We start from the raw sequence: 23,748 nt of genomic DNA on the forward strand, positions 1-23,748 counted from the left end.
TGATTTTTATCACACCAACGCATCAGTCAGATGCGGTGTAATTGCTGCTTGTAAATGTTTATGCAGACCCATGCCTGCTGCCAGAACATGGCCTTTATCGAATAACTGATCCTGACCTGAAAAATTGGTTACTATCCCACCCGCTTCCTCAACTAACAGGATACCAGCCGCTAAGTCCCAGTTCTGCAAGCCAATTTCCCAATAGCCATCGACACGCCCAGCAGCAACGTAGGCTAAATCCAGTGCCGCACTGCCAGCTCGGCGAATATCGGCAACCTCGGAAAATACCGCATTAAACATCGCTAGATAACTCGCTTGATGCTGCGGATATTTAAAAGGAAAACCCGTTGCAATCAGTGCATCCGTTAGATCACGACGCTTGGTAACACGAAGCCGTCGTCCATTAAGCTGAGCACCACTGCCCCGACTGGCGGTAAACAATTCATCCCGTAACGGATCAAAAATCACAGCATGTGAAACTTGATCTTTGATACGAACAGCAATCGACACACAATAATGCGGAAAGCCGTGTAAAAAATTGGTGGTGCCATCCAGCGGGTCAATAATCCAAACTGTATCTGAGTCACCTTGTTCACCAGACTCTTCCGCCATGATGGCGTGGTCAGGATAGGCTTTTTTGATGACACTAATGATTTCCTGCTCGGCCAGTCTATCGACATCAGACACAAAATCATTACGACCCTTAGTCGTAACAGCGAGGTGATCAACGTGCTGGAGTGAGCGCAAAATAAGCGAACCAGCCTGACGTGCTGCACGAACAGCAATATTCAGCATCGGATGCATAGACAGATTTTTCCAGAGCAAAAAACGTGAGAAAGGCCGTTTTGATTCACTTTTTTGTGATCGGCCCCCGAATTGACGCGACATATTATAGCAATAATTTGCATTGTTTCGCAGAAACAATGCAATCCAATGGACAGCTATTTTTTTTCCTGCTAGCTTATATCTGGCTTGGGTTTATCCCTATGTATGGAATTGCCAATCCCCTACCTTAAAATTTAAGGAGTTTTAGAATGAAATCATTAGTCAAATTGGGTGCCGTTGTTCTGCCACTGGTTATGTTAACTGCCTGTGCTAACACCGAAGAAATGAATGCACTGAAATCATCTGTTGAAACAGCACAATCAACTGCTGACTCTGCAATGGTTGCTGCTCGCAATGCACAAAGCACAGCGGATACAGCACAGCGCACTGCGACTGATGCAGAGCTGACTGCACTGAACGCGCAAAAAGCTGCTGAAGATGCACAAGCTCAGGTCGATGAATGCTGCGCTAAAATCGATCGTATGTTTGAAAAAGCGATGAGCAAATAAGCCAGTCGCAATACAAACAAAAAAGCCGGGGTCACCCCGGCTTTTTTTGTCTTATGCTTTTAGCTTACAGCATACTTTCCGGTAATTGCGCTAGCCAAACCCGTGTTTGCGCCGCTATCGCAACTTTATCTGCCATTGCTTGTGCTTGCTCCCGATTTTCAAACGGGCCTAAAACAACTTCGCCGATGGCCCCTCCTCGGATAGGCCAAAACCAGTTTTGTAATTGTAATTGTTGGATTGCAGACTGCATTTTTGCCGAAACGTTGCTGCCCGTACCCGCATGTAAAAACCAGACCTGATCAGCAAATCCCGAATCCGACATGTTCGGCTGTTGAGTCACGCCATTAGCATCCAGCACAATTTTCTCAGCATGTGTCCACTGTTCGCCTGCGGGTAATTCCGCATCCAAGGCTAATATGGCTTTAACGAGCGGGGTAGTGTTGCTGGCATCACGCTGATCCAAATCATCTAGCGGCTTATGTGCCTCGATGTAAAGCTGATTATTGGCCATACCAGCTTTGTATGGAGCATAGATAATATTCACTTGGGTTTGCAGACTAATCCGTTCATACAAACTTTCAATATCTTCAGGATAAAGCCGAATACAGCCACTACTAACGCGTAAACCAACGCCATAGGGACGATGCGTACCATGAATCAAATAACTTGGATTGGATAAGCGCATCGCCCGCGTTCCTAAAGGATTGTCCGGGCCTGGCGGCACCACTGCTGGCAGAATATCGCCTTCTGCCGCGTGTTCTCTACGAACTGACTCTGGCGGCGTCCAACTTGGATTTTCACGCTTTTGAATGATTTTGAGCTTACCCAGCGGCGTATCCCGACCTTCACGGCCAATACCCAATGGATGCGTGACGACTTGCTGTCGCTTACCTGCCTGTTTGGGCGGATAGTAATACAAGCGCATTTCTGGAATATTAATGACCACGCCCTGGTGCTCCGTTGCCGGCAAAATATATTTGGCCGGCACCAGTACCCGCTGGTTGTCACCGGGTACCCAAGGATCAACATCGGGATTGGCATTAACAATATCGCCATACCCCAAATCAAAATGACGAGCAATGTCCAGCAATGTATCTTTCGCCTGCGTATAAACAACCAGGTTATTACCAATTACCTGAGTCTGCTCATCGGGAATTTCGTACACCACCGCGACAGCATTGCTGCTAATGACTGTTGCCATCAGCAACAAAATAAAACGATGAATCATGGAGAGTCCTGTCATAGAGACAAAAAAATAAATATTGTACGCGGTTTTATTTATTTCAGTACTGGAATAAAGGTGCGTTAACGGTACAAAAAGACTACAATCTGGTTTTATTTACTTCTGGATACCTGCGGCAGATACCCAATGAAAATAACTTTCTTGTCTCTCTTTTTGTTGCTTGGCCTAGCCGGCTGTTCCCTGTTTGGTGAAAAGGAAGAAGTCAAGGCAGATGAAAACTGGAGCGTCGAACGCATTTATGCTGAAGCTAATGCCGCACTTAATATTGCTGACTATCGAACCGCAATCGAGTATTACGAGCAGCTTGAAGCCCGCTTTCCATTTGGTGAGTACGCACAACAGGCATTGCTGGAGTCGGCTTATGCCCATTATAAAATTGATGAGCCTGAAACAGCATTGGCGACCATTGATAGGTTCATGCGGGTCTACCCACTTAATGAAAAAATGGATTATGCACTTTATTTACGTGGTCTCATCAGTTTTAACAAAGACGTCGGCTTCCTAGAGAAATACATCCCTCGGGATGAGTCTCAACGTGATCCGGCCTCTGCGGAGGATGCACTTGCCGATTTCAATACCTTGATCGCACGTTATCCGACCAGCAAGTATGCAGAGGACGCAACCCAGCGCATTGTCTATTTGCGTAATCGCTTGGCACAACATGAAATTAATGTCGCCAACTATTATATGCGTCGTACTTCATACCTCGCCGCCGCCAACCGTGCAAGATATGTACTAGAAAATTACGCACGCACTCCAGCCATGCCCGAAGCGCTAGTGATTATGGCAAAAGCCTATAAAATTATGGAACTGGATGACTTGTCAGCAGATGCGCTCAGCGTTTTGCAACTGAATTATCCTGGCCATCCAGGTATTGCGGACGTTGAGCGCACCGTGCTGGCCGATTAAAAGAAGACGGCCGGATCAATATTAACCCAGATGATCCGGCAAAAATTTATCAGATAGCTGCCTCACCATCTTCGCCGGTACGAATGCGGATCGCCTGTTCTAGGGGTGAAACAAAGATTTTGCCATCGCCAATACGACCCGTATGAGCCGCTTTGGTAATGGCTTCGATACAACCATCAACCTGATCATCGGCTAATACGATTTCCATTTTCACTTTCGGCAGAAAATCCACCACATATTCTGCACCTCGGTATAACTCAGTATGCCCTTTTTGACGCCCAAAGCCTTTCACCTCTGTCACGGTCATACCGGTCACACCAATCTCAGATAAGGCTTCTCGCACATCATCAAGTTTGAACGGTTTAATAATCGCTTCAATTTTTTTCATTTCAATTCCTTATTCCACAGCTGAAGTTACGGTATATCCTGATGTAATTGGATAGCGCCGATCACGCCCAAATGCACGCTGACTAATACGAATGCCTGGCGGTGCTTGACGTCGTTTATATTCATTACGATCTACCATTTTGATGACCTGTGCAACTATCTCAGACGAAAAACCTGCCGCAACCAGATCCTCGAAACTGGCATCTTGCTCGATATAACGCATCAGTATCTGATCCAGTAACGAATATGGCGGCAGGGAATCTTCATCACGCTGATCTTCAGCCAGCTCTGCTGACGGTGGTCGACTAATGATGCGCGCTGGAATCACCTGCGAAACACTATTGCGATAATCAGACAGGGCAAAAACCTGCGTTTTATAAACGTCTTTCAGAGGTGAAAAACCACCCGCCATATCACCGTAAAGCGTCGCATAGCCGACTGCCATTTCACTTTTATTGCCGGTCGACAGCACCATGGCACCGGTTTTATTGGAAATCGCCATCAATAAAATACCGCGACAACGCGCCTGAATATTTTCTTCCGTTGTATCTACTTTTCTGCCGGCAAAGGACTGCTTTAGGCTATCCAAAAACTGATTAAATACCGGTTCAATTGGCAGTACGCTGTAGTTGACGTTAAGGGTTTTTGCCATTTCCTCAGCATCATCAAGACTGATTTTTGAGGTATAACGTGAAGGCATCATCACCGCTTGCACTCGCTCAGCTCCCAACGCATCCACTGCTAGGGCCAGAGTCAAAGCCGAATCAATGCCACCCGATAAACCCAGAACAACGCCTGGGAAACGATTTTTGTTAACGTAATCTTTGAGCCCCATCACCAAACCGCGGTACACCTTGGCCAATGAAGGTAACGCTTTAGCTATCTGTCCTGTGATAGCCAATTCTGCATTCGCTTCGATACTGATTGTGACCGGCACCAGTTCCGTTTGAAAAGCGGATGCCTGCACTTGCACGACCCCATTAGCATCCACCGCAAATGAGGCACCATCGAAAATCAGCTCATCCTGACCGCCGACCTGATTGACATACAAAATCGGCAGGCTGTTCTCGACAGCACGCTTTCTGACTGCTTGCTCACGCAGTACAGACTTGTCCTGTTGGTACGGAGAAGCATTCAGGTTGAGAAGGATCTGGGCACCAGCATCCTGAGATTGCGCTGCAGGCTCGGTAAACCAGATATCCTCACAGATAGTGAGGCCAACGCAAATCCCTTTGACTAGAAATGTCACCGGTAAATGGCCTGCATGAAAATAACGCACTTCATCGAACACACCATAATTGGGCAGTTTTTGCTTCAAATACTGGCAGCTCTGTTTGCCTTCGGCGATCACGGTGGCAGCGTTATAACAGGCTTTGCCCACATCACCGACAGGATGACCAACCACGACCGTAATGCCGGTTACCTGCTGTTTGATACGATGAAGCGCTTTATCAACCCGTTTTTGCAGGCCGGGCCGTAATAATAAATCTTCAGGTGGATAGCCTGTTAATATCAACTCCGGGAAAACAACCAAATCAGCTTGATAATGATCCCGGGCCCGATGGGCTGTTTCAATAATCAAACTGCAATTGCCAGCCACATCTCCGACCAGCGGGTTAACTTGCGCCATCACGATCCGCAATGCGGTCATTTTGCAGCGGTTTCCATAGCCATCAAAATCGTCTGACCAATCTCGGCTGGAGACCGGCATACAGACACACCGGCTTTTGATAAGGCGGCGAGTTTGGCTTCAGCAGTACCCTGACCACCACTGATAATTGCACCGGCATGCCCCATCCGTTTGCCAGGTGGCGCCGTCACACCGGCAATGTAAGCTACCACAGGCTTTGTCACATGGGACTGAATATACGCTGCCGCCTCTTCTTCGGCTTGACCGCCAATCTCACCGACCATAACAATCCCTTCCGTTTGAGGATCCGCTTCAAACAAAGCCAGGCAGTCAATAAAGCTCATACCATGGATAGGATCACCACCAATGCCAACACAGGTACTCTGTCCAAGACCATTTTGCGTCGTCTGATGCACCGCTTCATAAGTCAATGTTCCAGATCGAGAAACAATGCCTATTTTGCCGGGCAAATGAATACTGCCAGGCATAATGCCAATTTTACATTCGCCGGGTGTTATCAGGCCCGGACAATTCGGTCCGATCAAATGAACATCACGGCCAGCAAGTGCCGCGCTGACTCGAAGCATGTCTAGAACCGGAATCCCTTCTGTAATACAAGCGATGACGTTTATTCCCGCATCCGCAGCTTCCAAAATGGCATCCGCAGCAAACGCAGCCGGAACGTAAATCATCGACGCATTGGCACCAGTAGCTTGAACGGCATCATTAACGGTATCAAAAACAGGACGATCAAGATGACTTTGCCCCCCTTTGCCGGGCGTAACCCCACCCACAAATTGCGTGCCATAGTCAATCGATTGTTGAGAATGAAACGTGCCTTGCTTACCGGTAAACCCTTGACAAATAACGCGTGTCTCGCGGCTAATTAGAATACTCACACTGCGCCCTCCTGTGCTGCTTGAACGGCTAATGTCGCTGCCTGCGTTAAATCCTGTGCCGCCTGAATATTCATTCCACTGTCTGCCAGTAATGCGCGACCTTGCTCTGCATTGGTTCCTTCCAGCCGAACGATAACCGGCAAGTTCAATGCAACTTCCCGTGCCGCCTGAATAATCCCTTGCGCGATCAGATCACAACGGACAATACCGCCAAAGATATTCACTAATATAGAGTTGACTTTGGCATCCGAAAGAATGAGTTTAAACGCCTCTGCGACGCGCTCAGCCGTTGTGCCACCGCCGACATCAAGAAAGTTGGCAGGCTGTCCACCCTGATGTTGAATTAAGTCCATGGTTGCCATAGCAAGCCCTGCGCCATTGACCATGCACGCGACATTGCCATCCAGCGCGATATAATTCAGTCCAAAGTCACGGGCGGTCACCTCGGCCGGATTTTCTTGGCTGGCATCAAACATCGCTGCCAAATCAGCGTGCTTGAATAAACTGTTTTCATCCAGATTGACTTTGGCATCCACCGCCAGCAACTCGCCATCGGTGGTGACGACTAGCGGATTAATTTCAACTAAGCTGGCATCATTTTCTGTAAACAAACGGTATAAGCCCTGCATGACAGACTGAAATTGTTTGAATGTTTGGCCAGACAGCCCCAGAAAAAAGCCTGCACGTCGACATTGATAGCCCTGCAAACCAACCACCGGGTTAACCGGTAAGGTCAGGATGGCGTCTGGCTCTTCAGCAGCAACGGTTTCGATATCCATACCGCCCTGCGCTGACACCATGAAAGTTATCTGTTTGCTGATCCTGTCAACCAACACGGCTAAATAGATTTCCCGAGCAATGTCTGTTGGTTGTTCAACCAGCACCTGATGAACCGGCAAGCCTTGGCTATCAGTTTGATGTGTCACTAAGCGTTGTCCAAAAAGACCTTGCGCAAACTCGCCCGCTGCTTCAGCAGAGTCAAGTAATTTCACTCCCCCCGCCTTGCCCCGACCACCGCTGTGAATTTGTGCTTTCACGACGCTACGACCATTGGGCAAGCGACTCGCAATTCGTTTAACATTTTCTGTATCGCTGGCAACCTCCCCATGCGGAGTGGCAATACCGTATTGCGAAAATAATTGTTTGGCCTGAAACTCGTGCAGGTTCATGATTAGTGTGCCTTTATTCTGACATCATGGTCACCGGCGATACCGGAAATAAACCGTATATTTTGTCTTATTGCCTCAATAATTACCATCATCAATGCTATAGTGCCGCACGAAACTAAGGTAACGACATGATGTTAGAACTCTATCCTGAAATTGAACCTTTTCATTCTGAGTGGTTATCACGCGAACAACTAGATGAAAACAATCAACATGAAATTTATGTTGAACAATGTGGTAACCCTGACGGCATACCTGTGTTGTTTCTGCATGGCGGGCCTGGTTCCGGTTGTCGGCCCGGACATCGGCGGTTCTTCGACCCAGCGCGGTACCATATTATCTTATTTGACCAGCGAGGCTGTGGCCGCTCAAAACCCAATGGCGAACTTCGTCACAATGACTTGCCCCATTTAATCCAAGATATTGAGGCCATTCGCGACCATTTGAAAATTTCAAAGTGGATGTTGTTTGGCGGATCGTGGGGGGCAACATTGGCACTAGCCTATGCACGCGATCACAGTAAAAACGTAATATCGATGATTCTACGCGGCACATTCTTAGGTCGCCGCGAGGATATTGACTGGGTCTATGGTGCGGGTGGCGCCTCAAAAATCTTTGCTGATGGCTGGCATGACTTGCAGCAACTTGTACCGGCAGGGGCAAATTTACTGGACAGCTATTTTCAGTTACTGCAGGACGATTCCGCTGAAACACGACAACAGGGCGGCTAAAACCTTCGCAGCTAATGGGAATCCAAACCATCGTCATGAGTGCGCGATACACCGGTTTACACCACACCCGAAGAAGCCGAGGTTGGACCGATAAGCCATAGTTTGATCCCAGTTACAGTTTGCTCGGGCAGGCTGTTTTCTGGAGGACCGACCACTGCTGCAAGATCTGAGCGCACTCGATGACATACCACTGATACTGATTCACGGTCGCTACGATATGGTGTGCCCGTTAAATCAATCATGGCTTGTGAAACAGGCAGTAGCACACGCGGAATTCCGGGTTGTGCCTTTGGCCGGTCATGCTGCTGGTGAGCCTGCATTAGTTGACGCTCTGATTCAAGCGACAAACGAAATGGCAGACCGGCTGGCCTCATGATTGCTCTGATTCAACGTGTTTCTGAGGCTGGGGTCCATATTCATTCAGACTCTGTCGGTCAAATTTCTCAGGGCATTTTGTTGCTCTTAGGTGTTGAGCGTGAGGATAATCAAAAACACGCCGAAAAGTTACTTCATAAAGTGCTGAATTACCGTATTTTTGCCGATACTCAGGGAAAAATGAATCTTAGCCTCTCTGATATACAAGGAGGATTGTTAATCGTACCGCAATTTACGCTGCCCGCTGATACCCGCAAAGGGGCACGACCGAGCTTTACCAGTGCGGCACCGCCAAATCAAGCTGAGTCTTTATTTGAATACTTTTGCCAACATGCCAAACAGGCCCATCAACCGATCGCGACCGGCAAATTTGGTGCCGATATGCAGGTAAGTTTGATTAATGATGGCCCCGTTACTTTCTGGTTACAGGTATAAATTATGCTGAAACGCATTATCAAAATTACCGTCTTGATCCTGTTTGCCTTGCTGGCCGTATTATCTCTGGCACTGATACCTTCTCCACAACCTGATGCACCGAAACCCTGGGATATCGATATTCATACCGATGGGCAACCTATCGTAATGGGGATTCACCTTGGTGAAGATAGTTATCGGGATGCGCAGCAAATATGGCATGACAGTGGTGAAATCGCATTATTTTCAGAGGATGATAAAGTCGAGAGTGCCGAAGTATTCTTTGACCGTATTAATTTAGCAGGCTTATCCGCCAAAATTGTTGTCAATCTCGCGGTATCAGATAACACCTTAAAGACGATGGCCGAACGAGGCCGAAGTCGTCAGTTACAACCCAGTGGTGCCCGCCGCATTGAGCCTGCTTACGATGATCGGCAAACATTGCTGGATGCACCGATTGTCGCCATAACCTATTTACCAAACTTTCGACCCGACGTGGCAATGCTACAAAGTCGGTTTGGTCAACCTGACAAGATTAGCCTGGATAAGGCCGATCCCGACGCCGAAATCTGGCACTACCCGTCCCTCGGACTAACCATTCGCGTATATCCAGATGACAAGCCAGTCCTGTTGTATCAGACTTTATGAGTCGATTGGTGCTCCCTGACATAACGCATAAAGTCATCTATGTTAAGCGATTTACTGAAATAAAATCCTTGTGCACGTTGGCAGTGTTTTTGTTTCAATAATGCCAGCTGTTCAGCGGTTTCCACCCCTTCCGCGACCACACTCAAGCCAAGGCTGTCAGCCATCGCAAGAATGGCGCCGACGATGGCTGCATCGTCTTTGTCAGTAGTAATATCGCTGATAAAAGTGCGATCCACTTTCAGCACATTCAAAGGAAATTGTTTCAAGTAAGACAGTGACGAATAGCCTGTGCCAAAGTCATCTATAGCCAGCTTGACGCCCAAATGACTCAACTCTCGTAATGTTTCAATAGCAAGCGCAGTGTTGTCCATTAATAAACTTTCGGTAATTTCCAGCTCAAGGTTGCTGGCTGGCATATCGATTTCATTCAGTAGCTGACGAACATAACCAAGTAACCGACCGCCTTTAAACTGTCGACCTGACAAGTTCACTGCGATGATAAAGTCCGGTGGCAACTGATCACGATGCATCATAAACAATTGACATGCCTGACGTAATACCCATTCGCCAACCGTGCCAATCAGTCCTGTATCTTCCAGCACCGGGATAAAAACCGCAGGTGAGACCTGTCCCCATTGTTCAGAGTGCCAACGCAATAAAGCCTCTGCGCCACTCACCTCTCCAGAAACCAGATCAATTTGTGGCTGCAGCTCAAGATAAAATTCTTTATGTTCCACGGCATGACGAAGACTGGTTTCGAGTGCCAGACGGTTTGACGCTTCAGCATTCATCTCTGCAGAGTAAAACTGATAATTATTGCGACCGGAGTTTTTGGCGTGATACATGGCTGCATCCGCATTTCGAACCAGAATATCGGCATCGCGACCATCCGCAGGATAGAGGCTGATACCAATACTGGGGCTAATATTGACCTCAATGTTATCAATCATAAAAGGCAGGGTGGTGGCAGCGAGGATTTTATCTGCTACGCGGCCAACAAACTGCGCCGAATCAATATCTTCCAGCACCACGGTAAACTCATCGCCACCCAGCCTGGCCAACGTGTCACTCTCACGGACACAAGAACGAATCCGCCGGCCAACATCACAAAGCAAATTATCCCCTGCTTTGTGACCCAGCGAGTCATTAATATGCTTAAAGTGATCTAGGTCGATAAATAAGACAGCCAACCGACCCGGCTTACGTTGCAATTTATGTATAGCGTGCTCCAATCTATCATTGAAAACACCCCGGTTTGGTAAGCCTGTCAACGAATCTTCATGTGCCAGACGCGTCAGCCGCTCTTCATTTTGTCGCTGTATACTGACATCCTCAAATAACCAGATACTGCCGCCGGCAGCGGCATCAGATCCCTGTCCTGCGACAGCCTGTCCTGACAATGCACACCAAAATGTCTGTCCATTTAAACGTTGCATCTCAATCTGTGTCTGAAAACTCTCGCCTTTTTCCAATGTCGGATAAGCCTGTTCGACAAACCGCGCATAAGCGCCATCGCTAATATGAAGAACACGTTCGTTTTGTGCTTCAAGGTGCGCCCGGTTACTGGCAAATAAGGTTTCAAATTTTTGATTGACTCTTACCAGATGGTGCCCGCGTAACAAAGCAATCCCAACCAGTGCATTTTCAAAAATGGCATCCAATTCATCCGTGATCTGCTGCAAATCATGCTTTGCCTGTTTCCAGGATGATATATCCGAAACAACGGCTACCCATGCCATTTTTTCACTCTCTACCCGACTAAGCGATATCCAATACGTTTTCAGCTTGCCTTGTGCGTCAATCCCAGAAAACTCACGCTCTCGCTCCTGATTCATCATCATCTCTGACAACGATTGGGAGCTATTACTCAAAAAGTCTTGCAGGCGTGTTCCCTTCAACAAAGTTTCTGTCGTCTTGAATACATTTGAAGCAGCGGGATTCGTTGTCATGATCTGTCCCGTGGCATTTAAGGTCAGAATGGCTTCTGGCACACTATTCAATAACGCAGTCAAATAGTCATCGCGCGATTGTAATCTGGCCCGCGCATCATCCAGCGCTGTAATTAATTGGCTGGTGTTTTCTGCAAATCGATTAAAGTCCCGCGCGACATCGGTAAACTCACTAAAATCACCCTGCTCTGGCAATCGTGTCTGAAAATTGTCTGCTGTCAGAGACTGCATCGCCTGACGTAGTTCAATGATAGGTTGCCTGATGCGTCGACTGATCAAGGTAACAAAACCCAGCATCACAGCAATAAAAAGACCATTGATAATCAACGCCCAATTACGAAAACCTCGCATCAAGTCAGCAGCAACTGACAGCCGCTCGTCGGTAAATTTCGTAACCAGCGCAGACAGGGCATCTATTTCGGCTTTCAACGATGTCAAGCCATCTGCGCTGGCAGGCAACAGTGCGGCAGTCTCTTGTTGATTAGCCTGTAACTGTTCCCATATTCGTTGATACGCGCCTGATTCTGGCGACAGCTTCTGTAACCGTTCTGTCAATTGCTGGCGACGGATTGCTAATACAAATAACTGCTGATCAGTGTGCAAAAAATTCTGATACTGTTGTTGCAGCGCCAACACAACTTGCTGGTCAATCGGCAGCTGACCACTCAGCAGCAACAAACTTTGCCAAACCGTCTCGAACTGCAGCTCAAGTTGCCGCCTGTCTGGCGCTTCAGCTTTCTCATTCAGCGGAGCCGCATACAAAGAGCGCTGTTGGCGAATAATCAAAGCGGTAGCCGTTTCCGTTAGTTCACGACCGGCTTCTTGTAATGGCAGCACCTCTTCCAACAGCATTTGTTGATTCGCGGCATATTGAGCGTCGTTATAGAGCGCCATCCCGGCCATGAGCAATACCATCAAAATAGTCGCTACTACCCAATAGTTCAGCAGCTGACGAATCTGACGCTGCTTAGCCACGCCGTGTCATCCCGCTAAAACACCACATGATTACTTATCGTCCTGTTCCCACTGTTTGTCATCGGCGTCATCACTGACGTTTGCCTCAATTGTATCGTCGTCCATTAAGACACGGTGGGCCGCACCATCCATATCATCATACTGACCATTTCTAACTGCCCAGAAAAAAACAGCAACCCCAATAATGCCCAACAACAACATCCCCGGCAATAATCCGTATATAACTTCCATTTGCTCCCCCCATTATTTCACTCGTCCAATTCGGGCAGCATTACCAATAACCAGTAACGAACTTATTGGCATTGTGACTGCAGCCATTAGCGGGCTGACCATCGCCATCATTGCCAGTGGCACCATGATGAGGTTGTAGATAATTGATAATACAATATTCTGTTTGATGGTGCGTAACGTATGACCGGCCAACCGCCGCGCTTCAACGACTTGCATAAGACGGTTCTGAGACAAAACGATATCTGCAGCTTCTATCGAAACATCGGTACCCGCGGCAACAGCAATACCCACATCGGCCTGAATCAAGGCTGGCGAATCATTAATACCATCGCCAACCATCGCCACAGTATGCCCTTGTTGTTGTAACTGTCTGATTTTCTGTTGTTTATCCTCAGGCAGTACTTCAGCAATACACTTTACCGCACCTAGTTGCGCTACCACCGCCGCTACCACTGCGTATCTGTCACCACTTAGCACGGACACCTGAATATGTTGATTGAGCAATGCTGCGATCGCTTGGCTGGCATCCTCTCTTAAGGTATCCGTTACCCCAAGCAAACCGATGATGGTGTTATGCTGCACCACAAGGACACAACTAATGCCTTGTTTTTCAGCCTCTTCACATTCGGCGTACCACACATCATCGACATTTATGAATGAGGCTAACCACGCCATTGTCCCAACCGCTACCTCATGACCATCCAGCAATGCTTTAACACCTCGTCCTGGCACCGCGCGAAATGCGGTGACCGAGCATATTTCTAGACCCCGCGATTGGCTATGGTTGACTACAGCGCGAGCTACGGCGTGTTCTGAAAGCTGTTCAACCGACGCAGCCACGCGTAAAACTTGCTCGTCTGTATAGCCGTTGGCAGGCAATATTTTACGAATTGTCAGTTCACCTGTGGTTAACGTTCCCGTTTTATCGAACACCACATGATTCACCGTTGACAATTTTTCCAGAACAGCACCATTTTTTACCAAAATACCCCGCTGCGCGCCCACACCGCTTGCCACCGCAATGGACATAGGCGTCGCCATACCAAAAGCACAAGGACAGGTGACAACTAGTACAGAAGCCGCGGCCAACAGCGCAATTTCAAAGTCCTGCCCCAACCAGCTCAGAAAGGTCAGGGTTGCCAAACATAATGTGATTAGTACAAACCAAGGCACAATTCTATCTGCTAAGGACTGCAATGCGGATTTATCCGATTGAGCTGCCTCCATCAAATCCAGGATACGAGCAAGTGCGGTATCGCGTAACACCGCACGAGCCCTGACATGAAGTGCGCCTTCACTATTTTGACTGCCAGCAACAACCTGGTCCCCCACCTGTTTAACAACCAGGGCCGATTCGCCTGTAAGCATGGATTCATTGATCGCACTGTCTCCCGCAATCACATCACCATCCACGGGAACCGTTTCGCCCGGTCTGACTAAAACCACATCACCGGGAGAAACCAGGCGTATGGGGGTCAGTTTGGTGTCATCACCATGTACGACTGTTGCCATTTTTGGTTGCAGCGTCAACAATCTGCGTGTCGCCGACAACGCATTTCGGGTAGAAATTGCTTGTAAATATCGGCCTATTAGAATGACAAAAATGAAGTTAACAACGGTGTCAAAAAAAACTTCGCCTTGCGTTGAGCCCGTCACAGTAATGTAGACCGAATACAGGTAAGTCGCCGTCGCCCCGATAGCAATGGGCAAATCCATCGTTAATCGCCAATTTCTCAGCCCGGTAAAAGCATTACGAAAAAAGGGAAAGCCCGAATACAACAAGGTGGGCGTCGCCAGCCCAAAACCAATCCAGTGAAACCAGTTACGAAACTCATCTTCTGCAGCGCCAGCGTACAACGCAATTGACACCCAGAGAATATTCATCATACAAAAGCCGGCAAAGGCCATTCGATAAAGTAAATCTCGATGACGTCTTGCTAAGGCCCCCTCCGCAGTTTCGGGATCAAACGGGACACCGGCATAACCGACCGAAGCTAGCCGTTTGAGAATGGCCGACAAGGTCGTTCTTTGACTATCCCAACTCAGACGCAGTTTTTTTGCCGTAAAATTCGCCTCGGCACGGATAACCCCGGGTTGATGATGCAAGGTCTGCTCAATTAACCAAATACAGGCCGGACAGTGAATGCCTTCGATTAACAAATGGATTTCGCGCTGACTGCCATGCGATGTCACATAGTCGTCCTGAATTGCCTCCTGATCATAAGCTTCAAACTCAGTATGCTGGGTTGGCGGAGGCGCCAAGGTCTCATCCGGGGTGGTTTTTTGATAAAAACCTTGCAACCCTGCAGAAAAAATTGTTTGACAGACACTTTTGCAGCCATGACAGCAGAACATCTGCTGCTCACCATCTATTTCGGCAAAAATGGCTTCAGAATCAGATACCGGCGAGGCACAATGATAACAGACCGGTTTTGCGGCTTTGGCTGTCGCTTCAGGCAAGAGTCTTTTCTCTGATTAATCAGGGGTCGATATAAATTCGTCGAGTTAGCAAGAATTCATCTTCACCCTGTTTTGCTTCCACAATCACATCCCAATTACCCGGTAGACTAAATGTGATGTCAGCAGCATAACGACCGGCCGCCATTTGGTTCATAGCAATGGAAAAGTCGGCGTTCATATCTGAAGGTCTATAAGCAAAAAAAGTTACCGAATCCAGATTCAACGCCGTAGAATTTTTTCCTTGAATCAATACTTCAAATGGTTGCTTTTGATTTACCCGCGTTTTAGCGGGTGCCATAATCACGCCATTCCAACCTAAAGTTTGCTCATTTTCAACTGCGGCTTCTTTCATCGCGTAGGCTTTACCGCGTTCATAAAAATTATCTACAACCAGATTAGGCCGTTGTTGAAAAGCCAAATAAATAAACACGGCATTGGCTGTTAAGAAGGTGACTAAAAATCCTAAAAAACCCAATACCCACGGATTTTTTAAAGCTTGAGGGTTATGTTGCGATATTGCCATTATTGCGGTCCCATAAATACGGTTTTATCACGACTGTTTAGTGCAGGCTGGCCAATCACTTCCGCTTCAAAAAATAAGGGTAGCGCCGTCTCTGTCAATTGAGATTCCGGCACTCTGACCAAAGCCTGTATCGGCACAACATGGCCGGGCCTGATCTCGATGGGCTCTGCCATATCATGCAACTCAGCGCCATCAATGCCACTCACGGTATAACGCACTTGGATTGGTTGCTTGGTTTTGTTGAGCATTTTCAGCATATATCGATTCTGAATCGCGCCATCACTCAGTCTGACAAAGAGTGGTTGTCGATTGTGGGTCACTTTGAACTCTGTCGGCGACAGCGTAGTGTACCCGTAAACAACCCCGCCAAGCGCCATTAACAATATCAGGCCATAAATAATAACCCGGGGGCGTTTAAATAATGGCAGCGATTTACCATTGTGATGCAACTCTTTATAAGAAGCATAGCGAATCAAGCCACGCGGCTGATTGGTTTTATCCATGATCGAATCACAAGCATCGATACACATGCCGCAAGTAATGCAGCCTTCCTGCTGACCTTTACGGATATCTACACCAGTAGGACAAACCGCTACACAGACCTTACAGTCAATGCAACTGCCTTTACTGTCATCAACCTGACCACGCTTTAATTTGCCTCTCGGCTCACCCCGCTCAGCATCATAGGCAGGCAACACGGTATCCTGGTCATACATGACGCCCTGCAATCGGGCATAAGGGCATAACCAAAAACAAACCTGTTCGCGCATAAATCCGGCAAAAATATATGTCCCTACTGTGAACATAGCCAATACAATCCATGCAACAAGCGATGCTTGCAGCGTAAAGTAATCACGCCAAAGCTGATAAGCGTCTGTAAACCAAGCAGAGAAAGATAAGCCCGTCAGCAAAGCAATAGCCAGCCATAATGTGTGTTTGAGGGTGATTCGACTCACCTTATGAAAATCAGCAGGGCGATCTTTGAATTTTTTGGCTTTTTGCGGGGTATCCCCTTCGATTCGGGTCTCGATGTAGGTATAAACGTCTGTCCAGACCGTTTGAAAACAAAAATATCCACAAAAAACTCGCCCAGCAATGCTGGTCACTGCTGCCAGCAAAATGGCAAAAAACAGCAGGGTCAGCGATAGCATCCAGATATCTTGAGGGTAAATGGTCAGATTAAAAAAATTAAACTGCCGATTAGGAATATCAAATAATACGGCTTGCTGACCATTCCAGCGTAAGTATGGTCCCAAGAAAAATACCAGCCACACAGACATACCAAACCATTTAAGCCGGCGATACCGGCCATCCATGCGTTTAGCAACGACCTTTTTTTCACCAGCATTGACATGCCAGTCTGAGACCTCTTCGTAGATTTGTGAAATATCTACGGCAATGCCGTTTTGTTGTTGGGACACTCAGTCACCTCAGCGTTACACCTGCTTTATTTTATCACACAGGATCAGTTTTATCGGCCTTACTGTTACCAGATTCATAACGAAAAAAACCGACGGCCAAGTCGGTTTCTTCCTTGAACCCACTATTTAAATTTAGTGGTTATCCGAATTGTTTTCATCCATATTTTTGATGACTTTATAGGCGATCACACCAATAACTGCTATCGTCAATACAACGGATACGATCGCACCAATAACAACTGCATCTGCTGCCATAATTTTCTCTCCTACACTTTTGATAAGACGCTGCTGACAGCGTCTTATTCACCGCCACCTAATTGATGAACGTAGACCGCCAGTTTCTTAATATCCGTTTCTGACAATCGTTCTGTTTCTGTGCCGTCATACTCCGGCTCTTCATCCCACTTTTGCGCATCTAGCTTAACGGCCAATTTTTCATTCCATCCAGGCATAACGGCAACACGTGTTTCAGGGTTACTTGCATCATTCACACCATGTAGGATGGTATGGCGAATTTCGTCAGGTTCTCCCGAGAATCGCCAGATTCGATCTGTCAAATTTGCCGACCCCATTTGTCGCACCCCTTTGGCATCTGCACCATGGCAGGCTACGCAGCCTTTGCTGTTATAGAGCTGCCAACCGGCTTCTGTGGCCTCACCATTTGAGCTATTAACGACAAACTGAACAAGACCATCCACTTCCTCATCTGTCAACATTGCCCGGTGTGCAGGCATCATCCCTTGACGGCCTGAAGCCAATGTTTCCATTATCGTTTCAATGCTACCGCCATATAGCCAATCATCATCAGCCAAAATCGGATAGCCGGCCCCTTCGTTCGGAATACCACCTGTTCCATGGCATGCAGCGCAATTATCGCCGTACAAAACTTTACTGGATCCAATGGCATAGTTTCTCAACTCTTCATCTTCCAGAATTTCTTGTGCAGACATTTCGGCCAATTTGTCTTCGAAGGGTGCGCGACGGGCTTCAACTTTAGCCAGATCTTCTTTGTACTCTTTAATCATGGTCCAGCCCAATATTCCTTTGGTGCTGTCATTTATCAAAGGCAAAGAGGGATACAAAATAAAATAGACCAGCACCAATAGGCCACTGAGATAAAGTGCTATTGACCACCAGCGTGGCGGCGGATTGGTCAGCTCTCGAATACCATCCCACTCATGACCTGTATCCGGACACTCATGCGGATTTTGGTTATTATCAGCCATTTTTACTCTCCGAATTTCTCTCGCCGTCCTCGTCAAACAACATATTGCGATGCGACTCGATTTTTTCTTTATTTTTCGGGCGCAGAACCCAGATATACAACCCCAGCATCAATAGAAAGATGATGACTGTCAGAATAGTACCGATCCAGTCATTTACCGTCATTGCATGCCAGTTGGTCTCAAAGTAAGATAAAATCTCACTCACGGTAATCTCTGCCCGGTTCAAACTTCACCATGGTGCCAAGGACTTGAAGATAAGCAACCAACGCTTCCATCTCAGTTTTATCCTCAACAGACTCAGCGGCACCCAAAATATCTTCATCAGAATAAGGCACACCCAAGACGCGCATTGCTCGAACCCGTTTTTCAACATCATCAGGATTCACCAACGCATCATCTAACCAAGGATAATTCGGCATGATTGATTCAGGCACGACACTACGCGGGTTGCGTAAATGTTGAATGTGCCAGGCATCAGAATATTTCCCGCCAACCCGAGCTAAATCAGGTCCAGTCCGTTTTGAGCCCCACTGGAAAGGATGGTCATACTTGGACTCTACCGCGAGTGAGTAATGACCGTAGCGATCTTTCTCGTCTCGGAATGGTCGCACCATTTGCGAATGGCACAAATAGCAGCCTTCTCGCTGATAGATATCACGGCCAGCCAATTCCAAAGCGGTATAAGGTCGAACACCTTTTAACTCTTCATACTCTGGAAACACATCATCCTCAAATGTAGTATCCAGATAAAACAACGGCACAATCTCAACAATGCCGCCGACAGACACAACTAGGGCTGTAGCCAAGACCAGCCCCCAGACATTTTGTTCAACCCATTCCTGAAAGCTGACACGTTTATTTAATTTTTTAGCCATTCCAGTTCCCTCAGATATTCGCAGCCGTTGCCATTTCTGCAGACGGTTTTCTAATCGCCTGACGAATGGTCACAGTGACATTGAACAGCATGATCACGGCTCCTGAGAAGAAGATGAAACCACCTACAGCACGCATCGCGTAGTAAGGATGCATCTGGGCTACTGATTCAACGAAGGTATAAGCGAGATTGCCGTATTCATCATAAGCACGCCACATTAGCCCCTGCATAATACCGGCTACCCACATCGCCGTTATGTACACTGCGGTGCCGATTGTTGCCATCCAAAAATGCAGATTGACAAGACGTACAGAATACATGCGTGTGCCCCACATACGCTCCACCATATGGTACAAAGCGCCAATAGAAACCATTGCCACCCAGCCAAGCGCACCAGAATGGACGTGACCAATGGTCCAGTCGGTGTAATGAGACAGTGCATTGACTGTTTTCGAGGCCATAACAGGCCCTTCGAAAGTAGACATCGCATAGAAAGCCAGTGACACAATCAGAAAACGCAAAATATAGTCCGTACGCAATTTATCCCAAGCACCACTCAAGGTGAACATGCCATTCAGGGCGCCGCCCCAGGAAGGGATAATCATTGCCAGCGAAATTGCGGCCCCCAATGAGCCAGTCCAGTCCGGTAGTGCGGTGTATTGCAAATGGTGAGCACCCAGCCAGACGTAGCCAAATACCAAGGCCCAGAAGTGAATTACAGACAGACGGTAGGAATAGATAGGACGATTCGCTTGTTTCGGAACAAAGTAATACATAATTCCCAAAAAGCCCGCCGTTAACAAGAAGCCTACTGCGTTATGCCCCCACCACCATTGAATCATGGCATCCTGAACACCAGAGAAAATTGAATAAGATTTCCACATGCTGACTGGAATAGAGAGGTTATTCACCACATGCAGGTAGGTGATCATGATCATCATTGCCAGGAAAAACCAGTTGGCAACATAGATATGAGAGTTTTTGCGAATTGACATGGTCATAATGAAATTGAACATGTACGCAATCCAGACCGCCGCTAACAAAATATCAAGTGGCCATTCCAACTCCGCATATTCTTTAGATTGGGTGATACCTAATGGCAAGGTAATCAAGGCACCTATCCACAACAGGTTTAAACCCCAAAAACTAAACCAGGCAAGTTTATCGCTCCACAGCCTGACACCACAGGTTCTTTGCACCACATAAAACGCTGTTGCCATCAATGTGCTGCCACAGAAGGCAAAAATAACGGTATTTGTATGCAGAGGTCTTAGCCGACCAAAGGAAATGTATGGATTATCAAAATTAAGCACTGGCCAAGCCAGTTCAGAGGCTATCCAGACGCCGATACCGGTCCCAATTACCAGATAGACGCAGGCCATATAGGCAAACCACTTGACGATGTCGTAGTTATATTGCTGTTGTTCCGCTTGCATGGCGATCACACCTTATATTTTTAGATTACTCTCTCGACGCAAGTCGTATGTCCTGAATGGCAACATGCCAACTAATCAGAGACTATGAAATTTTACATGAAAATTACCTGAACGGGTTTCCCCAGAATGCTGATCCATATCAAATTTTGGTCACATCGCCCATGTAAAGCCAGGTCAAAATCGACCGAGATTTTCCTAAGTTCGGATTGAGGGGTCAAGAAATTTACGGCGTCACTATTTTAAATAATGACTAAAAACAAATAAAATCAATTACTTGAATGTAAACTCTAATCTTATTTAGAATTTGCTAGTTAAGAATCATTCTAAATTAGGCCGCAAGCCGTTGTTTAATTCAGCCCACAACAAGGGCGCACGCCCTTCGCTTTGAATTAAATTAAAGGTTCGACAAGCCGGACCCATCGGCATAAACTCTGCGACGATACCCGCACTGGCAAACACGGTTTGCAATTGCCAGTTTTGTTCGCTGGCACCAGTTGGCGTGACAACAATCAAGACATCAAAAACGTGTTGGGAAAGCAACGACGTAACGCCCATTCTATTGGGCGCTTTCAAGCTAGGTGCAGACTGGATGCCTGCGTTGGAAAGTAAAACAGAACCGGTCAGTTTTTCGCTGCGACCTTCAGCGGTCTGAATCATCAGAAAACCATCACCATAATCACGAATTTGCAATAAACCGGTGAGGGTTTCCTGACTTATTTTCATCTATTAATCGAAACCCGCGGCAACATTAACGCGATCACGGAGTTCTTTGCCCGGCTTGAAGTGTGGTACAAATTTTTCGTCAAGCGAGACAGATTCACCACTTTTGGGATTGCGTCCCATCCGCGGTGGCCGGTGATGCAGGGTAAAGCTACCAAAACCACGAATTTCGATTCGGTCACCTTGAGATAAACTGTCGCTCATTTGTTCCAAAATCAATTTTACGGCCAGCTCTACATCGCGGTAATTTAATAGAGATTGTTTTTCGGATAGGATTTCTATCAAATCAGACTTGGTCATGTGTCTCTTTTATCCCGGCAAAATAAAAACCATCAAATGGCTTATCGTTCATTGCAGCAATTTCGGTACTGCAAAAAAAACAGGCATCCGAATTCGGATGCCTGTCCCTGTGACAGTTTTAGCTGTCTTTTTGATCCATTTGCTCTTTAAGCAAATCACCCAGCGTCGTATTGCCAGATGACACGTTGCTGTATTCTTTCACCGCGTCAGACTCTTCTTGATCGTCTTTCGCTTTGATTGACAAGTTCAACGTGCGATCTTTCCGTGACATACCGGTAAATTTCGCTTCAACATCATCGCCGATGCTTAGCAGTTTACTCGCATCTTCAACACGTTCACGCGCAATATCTGCTGCACGGATATAACCTTCAACCCCTTCTGCCAGTTCCACTGTTGCGCCTTTGGCATCAACGGCGGTAACTTTACCGGTGACAATTGCGCCACGTGGATTTTCTGACAAGTAAGCCGAGAATGGATCATCCTGCAATTGCTTGATACCCAATGAAATCCGCTCACGTTCTGGATCAATGGCCAGCACAACCGCTTCAACATCATCGCCTTTCTTGAAGTCACGAATCAGTTCTTCGTTATCTTCTTCCCAAGAGATGTCAGACAGGTGGATCAGACCATCAATGCCGCCATCCAGTCCGATGAAGATACCAAAATCAGTAATTGACTTAATGGCACCACTGACTTTGTCACCTTTGTTGTGTGACATGGCGAATTCTTCCCAAGGATTTTGCTGGCACTGCTTAATACCCAGTGAAATTCGACGACGTTCTGCGTCAATATCCAGCACCATCACTTCGACTTCATCACCCAAAGTCACCAATTTAGAAGGATGAATATTTTTGTTGGTCCAATCCATTTCAGACATGTGAACCAAACCTTCAACGCCATCTTCGATTTCAACAAAGCAACCGTAGTCTGCAATGTTAGTGACTTTACCGTGGATACGGGTGCTGTTTGGATAACGACGTGCAATGTCTTTCCAAGGATCGTCACCCATTTGTTTCAGACCCAGCGAGACACGCTCACGTTCTTTATCAAATTTCAGCACCTGAACTTCAATTTCATCGCCAATAGCCACGACTTCAGAAGGATGCTTAACACGTTTCCATGCCATATCTGTGATATGCAACAAACCATCAATGCCACCCAGATCAACAAAGGCACCGTAGTCAGTCAGGTTCTTAACGATACCCTTAACTGTTTTGCCCTCTTCCAGGGTTTCCAGCAGTGCCTCACGTTCAGCACTGTTTTCTTTCTCAAGAATGGCGCGACGTGAAACAACAATATTATTACGTGGACGATCCAGTTTAATGAGCTTGAATTCCAGCTCTTTATTTTCAAGGTGGGCAGTATCCCGAATAGGTCGAACATCGACCAGTGAACCTGGTAAGAAAGCACGAATGTTTTCCAAGTCGACAGTGAAGCCACCTTTTACCTTGCCAGAAATATGGCCGGTAACCGTTTCGTTTGCTTCATAGGCGTGTTCAAGTCGAACCCAAGCCTCGGCAGCTTTCGCTTTTTCACGAGAAAGTTGGGTTGCACCAAAACCGTCTTCCAGTGATTCCAGTGATACATCGACCAAGTCACCGACTGAAACGGCCACTTCGCCTTTTTCATTCAAAAACTCAGAAACTGGAATTGCCCCTTCGGACTTAAGACCTGCGTTTACCATGACGACATCAGGGCCAACATTGACGACCGTACCGGTGACGATCTTGCCTGGTTGCATTGGTGTTGCGTTTAGACTCTCTTCAAAGAGTTCTGCAAAGCTTTCGCTCATTATAATGACATCCTTGACCCCATCATTAAATGTGATGGAATCACCCGTTGTTCCTGTCAAACTTAGACAGGAATATTAAAAAAACTTAACTGTGACTCAGTTAAG

25 protein-coding genes are annotated in these 23,748 nt (G+C 47.1%); 5 read left to right on the forward strand and 20 right to left on the reverse strand.

Translation table 11 applies throughout. The annotated features are described in order from the left end of the window. Positions 1-9: 9 nt before the first annotated feature. Complete coding sequence (gene suhB, locus Q7C_RS02110; RefSeq protein ID WP_014703062.1) at positions 10-804, reverse strand: inositol-1-monophosphatase; 795 nt, start codon at positions 802-804, stop codon at positions 10-12. A 230-nt stretch (positions 805-1,034) separates the two neighbouring features. Between suhB and Q7C_RS02115 the strand changes: the two genes are divergently transcribed. Then, entirely contained in the window at positions 1,035-1,334 is a 300-nt protein-coding gene (locus Q7C_RS02115; protein WP_014703063.1) for an Lpp/OprI family alanine-zipper lipoprotein, read from the forward strand. Positions 1,335-1,398: 64 nt separating this feature from the next. Here the strand turns inward: Q7C_RS02115 and Q7C_RS02120 are convergent, their stop codons facing one another. Continuing rightward, positions 1,399-2,562: a L,D-transpeptidase family protein gene (locus Q7C_RS02120; RefSeq protein ID WP_014703064.1), complete on the reverse strand. Its 1,164-nt coding sequence runs from the start codon at positions 2,560-2,562 to the stop codon at positions 1,399-1,401. A gap of 141 nt (positions 2,563-2,703) precedes the next feature. Here Q7C_RS02120 and Q7C_RS02125 point away from each other — a divergent pair, with 141 nt between their 5' ends. Next, a complete protein-coding gene (locus tag Q7C_RS02125; RefSeq protein ID WP_014703065.1) occupies positions 2,704-3,486 on the forward strand; it encodes an outer membrane protein assembly factor BamD in 783 nt (260 codons plus the stop codon). A gap of 49 nt (positions 3,487-3,535) precedes the next feature. Here the strand turns inward: Q7C_RS02125 and Q7C_RS02130 are convergent, their stop codons facing one another. Genes Q7C_RS02130 through sucC form a run of 4 tightly spaced genes read right to left on the reverse strand, consistent with a single transcriptional unit; the run spans position 3,536 to position 7,571 of the window. Continuing rightward, positions 3,536-3,874, reverse strand: a complete 339-nt coding sequence (locus Q7C_RS02130; protein WP_014703066.1) for a P-II family nitrogen regulator — start codon at positions 3,872-3,874, stop codon at positions 3,536-3,538. Between the two features lie 9 nt (positions 3,875-3,883). Next, the gene (locus Q7C_RS02135; RefSeq protein WP_014703067.1) at positions 3,884-5,524 is read right to left on the reverse strand and encodes an NAD+ synthase; all 1,641 of its coding nucleotides are present in this window, start codon (positions 5,522-5,524) and stop codon (positions 3,884-3,886) included. Further along, complete coding sequence (gene sucD, locus Q7C_RS02140) at positions 5,521-6,402, reverse strand: succinate--CoA ligase subunit alpha (RefSeq protein WP_014703068.1); 882 nt, start codon at positions 6,400-6,402, stop codon at positions 5,521-5,523. Before sucD ends, Q7C_RS02135 begins: the two co-directional genes overlap by 4 nt. Continuing rightward, the gene (sucC, locus tag Q7C_RS02145; protein ID WP_014703069.1) at positions 6,399-7,571 is read right to left on the reverse strand and encodes an ADP-forming succinate--CoA ligase subunit beta; all 1,173 of its coding nucleotides are present in this window, start codon (positions 7,569-7,571) and stop codon (positions 6,399-6,401) included. Before sucC ends, sucD begins: the two co-directional genes overlap by 4 nt. Positions 7,572-7,699: 128 nt before the next feature. On the opposite strand from sucC, the gene Q7C_RS13835 reads away from it, so the two are divergent. Next, on the forward strand, positions 7,700-8,299 hold the full coding sequence (locus Q7C_RS13835) for an alpha/beta fold hydrolase (protein WP_238532333.1): 600 nt from the start codon (positions 7,700-7,702) through the stop codon (positions 8,297-8,299). Positions 8,300-8,355: 56 nt separating this feature from the next. Here the strand turns inward: Q7C_RS13835 and Q7C_RS13840 are convergent, their stop codons facing one another. Continuing rightward, on the reverse strand, positions 8,356-8,673 hold the full coding sequence (locus tag Q7C_RS13840) for a hypothetical protein (RefSeq protein ID WP_041366399.1): 318 nt from the start codon (positions 8,671-8,673) through the stop codon (positions 8,356-8,358). Here Q7C_RS13840 and dtd point away from each other — a divergent pair. Together dtd and Q7C_RS02165 are read left to right on the forward strand one after the other, a co-directional pair. Further along, positions 8,672-9,109, forward strand: coding sequence for a D-aminoacyl-tRNA deacylase (gene dtd / locus Q7C_RS02160; protein ID WP_014703072.1), 438 nt, complete (start codon positions 8,672-8,674; stop codon positions 9,107-9,109). The two genes, Q7C_RS13840 and dtd, sit on opposite strands and share 2 nt — an antisense overlap. A gap of 3 nt (positions 9,110-9,112) precedes the next feature. Further along, positions 9,113-9,736: a hypothetical protein gene (locus tag Q7C_RS02165; protein WP_014703073.1), complete on the forward strand. Its 624-nt coding sequence runs from the start codon at positions 9,113-9,115 to the stop codon at positions 9,734-9,736. Here the strand turns inward: Q7C_RS02165 and Q7C_RS13970 are convergent. From Q7C_RS13970 to rpsA, 13 genes are all read right to left on the reverse strand, one after another. Further along, entirely contained in the window at positions 9,724-12,660 is a 2,937-nt protein-coding gene (locus tag Q7C_RS13970; protein WP_014703074.1) for an EAL domain-containing protein, read from the reverse strand. The two genes, Q7C_RS02165 and Q7C_RS13970, sit on opposite strands and share 13 nt — an antisense overlap. Positions 12,661-12,690: 30 nt before the next feature. Next, positions 12,691-12,891, reverse strand: coding sequence for a cbb3-type cytochrome oxidase assembly protein CcoS (gene ccoS, locus Q7C_RS02175; RefSeq protein ID WP_041366401.1), 201 nt, complete (start codon positions 12,889-12,891; stop codon positions 12,691-12,693). Between the two features lie 12 nt (positions 12,892-12,903). Beyond that, positions 12,904-15,351, reverse strand: coding sequence for a heavy metal translocating P-type ATPase (locus Q7C_RS02180; RefSeq protein WP_014703076.1), 2,448 nt, complete (start codon positions 15,349-15,351; stop codon positions 12,904-12,906). Between the two features lie 19 nt (positions 15,352-15,370). Next, positions 15,371-15,874, reverse strand: coding sequence for a FixH family protein (locus tag Q7C_RS02185; protein ID WP_014703077.1), 504 nt, complete (start codon positions 15,872-15,874; stop codon positions 15,371-15,373). Beyond that, positions 15,874-17,295, reverse strand: coding sequence for a cytochrome c oxidase accessory protein CcoG (gene ccoG, locus Q7C_RS02190; RefSeq protein ID WP_014703078.1), 1,422 nt, complete (start codon positions 17,293-17,295; stop codon positions 15,874-15,876). The genes Q7C_RS02185 and ccoG overlap by 1 nt, the downstream gene beginning before the upstream one ends. A 132-nt stretch (positions 17,296-17,427) precedes the next feature. Next, positions 17,428-17,550: a hypothetical protein gene (locus tag Q7C_RS13975; RefSeq protein WP_014703080.1), complete on the reverse strand. Its 123-nt coding sequence runs from the start codon at positions 17,548-17,550 to the stop codon at positions 17,428-17,430. A 44-nt stretch (positions 17,551-17,594) separates the two neighbouring features. After that, positions 17,595-18,521 carry a cytochrome-c oxidase, cbb3-type subunit III gene (ccoP, locus tag Q7C_RS02195; RefSeq protein WP_014703081.1) on the reverse strand — a complete coding sequence of 309 codons (927 nt, stop codon included), beginning with the start codon at positions 18,519-18,521 and terminating at the stop codon, positions 17,595-17,597. Further along, entirely contained in the window at positions 18,514-18,726 is a 213-nt protein-coding gene (locus Q7C_RS02200; RefSeq protein WP_014703082.1) for a cbb3-type cytochrome c oxidase subunit 3, read from the reverse strand. The genes ccoP and Q7C_RS02200 overlap by 8 nt, the downstream gene beginning before the upstream one ends. Beyond that, positions 18,719-19,396: a cytochrome-c oxidase, cbb3-type subunit II gene (gene ccoO, locus Q7C_RS02205; RefSeq protein WP_014703083.1), complete on the reverse strand. Its 678-nt coding sequence runs from the start codon at positions 19,394-19,396 to the stop codon at positions 18,719-18,721. Before ccoO ends, Q7C_RS02200 begins: the two co-directional genes overlap by 8 nt. Before the next feature lie 10 nt (positions 19,397-19,406). Then, positions 19,407-20,831: a cytochrome-c oxidase, cbb3-type subunit I gene (gene ccoN, locus Q7C_RS02210; protein WP_014703084.1), complete on the reverse strand. Its 1,425-nt coding sequence runs from the start codon at positions 20,829-20,831 to the stop codon at positions 19,407-19,409. A gap of 318 nt (positions 20,832-21,149) precedes the next feature. Continuing rightward, a complete protein-coding gene (locus Q7C_RS02215) occupies positions 21,150-21,554 on the reverse strand; it encodes an Mth938-like domain-containing protein (RefSeq protein ID WP_014703085.1) in 405 nt (134 codons plus the stop codon). Between the two features lie 3 nt (positions 21,555-21,557). Continuing rightward, entirely contained in the window at positions 21,558-21,851 is a 294-nt protein-coding gene (locus tag Q7C_RS02220) for an integration host factor subunit beta (protein ID WP_014703086.1), read from the reverse strand. Positions 21,852-21,969: 118 nt separating this feature from the next. Next, positions 21,970-23,643 carry a 30S ribosomal protein S1 gene (gene rpsA, locus Q7C_RS02225; protein ID WP_014703087.1) on the reverse strand — a complete coding sequence of 558 codons (1,674 nt, stop codon included), beginning with the start codon at positions 23,641-23,643 and terminating at the stop codon, positions 21,970-21,972. Positions 23,644-23,748: the final 105 nt, after the last annotated feature.

The sequence above is a fragment of the Methylophaga frappieri genome, assembly GCF_000260965.1.
GTDB lineage: Bacteria > Pseudomonadota > Gammaproteobacteria > Nitrosococcales > Methylophagaceae > Methylophaga > Methylophaga frappieri.

What these genes read in the sequence shown, in the direction of transcription:
- suhB (WP_014703062.1), bottom strand. Translation starts at nt 804, where the DNA reads ATGCATCCGATGCTGAATATTGCTGTTCGTGCAGCACGTCAGGCTGGT.
- Q7C_RS02115 (WP_014703063.1), top strand. Translation starts at nt 1,035, where the DNA reads ATGAAATCATTAGTCAAATTGGGTGCCGTTGTTCTGCCACTGGTTATG.
- Q7C_RS02120 (WP_014703064.1), bottom strand. Translation starts at nt 2,562, where the DNA reads ATGATTCATCGTTTTATTTTGTTGCTGATGGCAACAGTCATTAGCAGC.
- Q7C_RS02125 (WP_014703065.1), top strand. Translation starts at nt 2,704, where the DNA reads ATGAAAATAACTTTCTTGTCTCTCTTTTTGTTGCTTGGCCTAGCCGGC.
- Q7C_RS02130 (WP_014703066.1), bottom strand. Translation starts at nt 3,874, where the DNA reads ATGAAAAAAATTGAAGCGATTATTAAACCGTTCAAACTTGATGATGTG.
- Q7C_RS02135 (WP_014703067.1), bottom strand. Translation starts at nt 5,524, where the DNA reads ATGACCGCATTGCGGATCGTGATGGCGCAAGTTAACCCGCTGGTCGGA.
- sucC (WP_014703069.1), bottom strand. Translation starts at nt 7,571, where the DNA reads ATGAACCTGCACGAGTTTCAGGCCAAACAATTATTTTCGCAATACGGT.
- Q7C_RS13835 (WP_238532333.1), top strand. Translation starts at nt 7,700, where the DNA reads ATGATGTTAGAACTCTATCCTGAAATTGAACCTTTTCATTCTGAGTGG.
- dtd (WP_014703072.1), top strand. Translation starts at nt 8,672, where the DNA reads ATGATTGCTCTGATTCAACGTGTTTCTGAGGCTGGGGTCCATATTCAT.
- Q7C_RS13840 (WP_041366399.1), bottom strand. Translation starts at nt 8,673, where the DNA reads ATGAGGCCAGCCGGTCTGCCATTTCGTTTGTCGCTTGAATCAGAGCGT.
- Q7C_RS02165 (WP_014703073.1), top strand. Translation starts at nt 9,113, where the DNA reads ATGCTGAAACGCATTATCAAAATTACCGTCTTGATCCTGTTTGCCTTG.
- ccoS (WP_041366401.1), bottom strand. Translation starts at nt 12,891, where the DNA reads ATGGAAGTTATATACGGATTATTGCCGGGGATGTTGTTGTTGGGCATT.
- Q7C_RS02185 (WP_014703077.1), bottom strand. Translation starts at nt 15,874, where the DNA reads ATGGCAATATCGCAACATAACCCTCAAGCTTTAAAAAATCCGTGGGTA.
- Q7C_RS13975 (WP_014703080.1), bottom strand. Translation starts at nt 17,550, where the DNA reads ATGGCAGCAGATGCAGTTGTTATTGGTGCGATCGTATCCGTTGTATTG.
- ccoP (WP_014703081.1), bottom strand. Translation starts at nt 18,521, where the DNA reads ATGGCTGATAATAACCAAAATCCGCATGAGTGTCCGGATACAGGTCAT.
- ccoO (WP_014703083.1), bottom strand. Translation starts at nt 19,396, where the DNA reads ATGGCTAAAAAATTAAATAAACGTGTCAGCTTTCAGGAATGGGTTGAA.
- ccoN (WP_014703084.1), bottom strand. Translation starts at nt 20,831, where the DNA reads ATGCAAGCGGAACAACAGCAATATAACTACGACATCGTCAAGTGGTTT.
- Q7C_RS02215 (WP_014703085.1), bottom strand. Translation starts at nt 21,554, where the DNA reads ATGAAAATAAGTCAGGAAACCCTCACCGGTTTATTGCAAATTCGTGAT.
- Q7C_RS02220 (WP_014703086.1), bottom strand. Translation starts at nt 21,851, where the DNA reads ATGACCAAGTCTGATTTGATAGAAATCCTATCCGAAAAACAATCTCTA.
- rpsA (WP_014703087.1), bottom strand. Translation starts at nt 23,643, where the DNA reads ATGAGCGAAAGCTTTGCAGAACTCTTTGAAGAGAGTCTAAACGCAACA.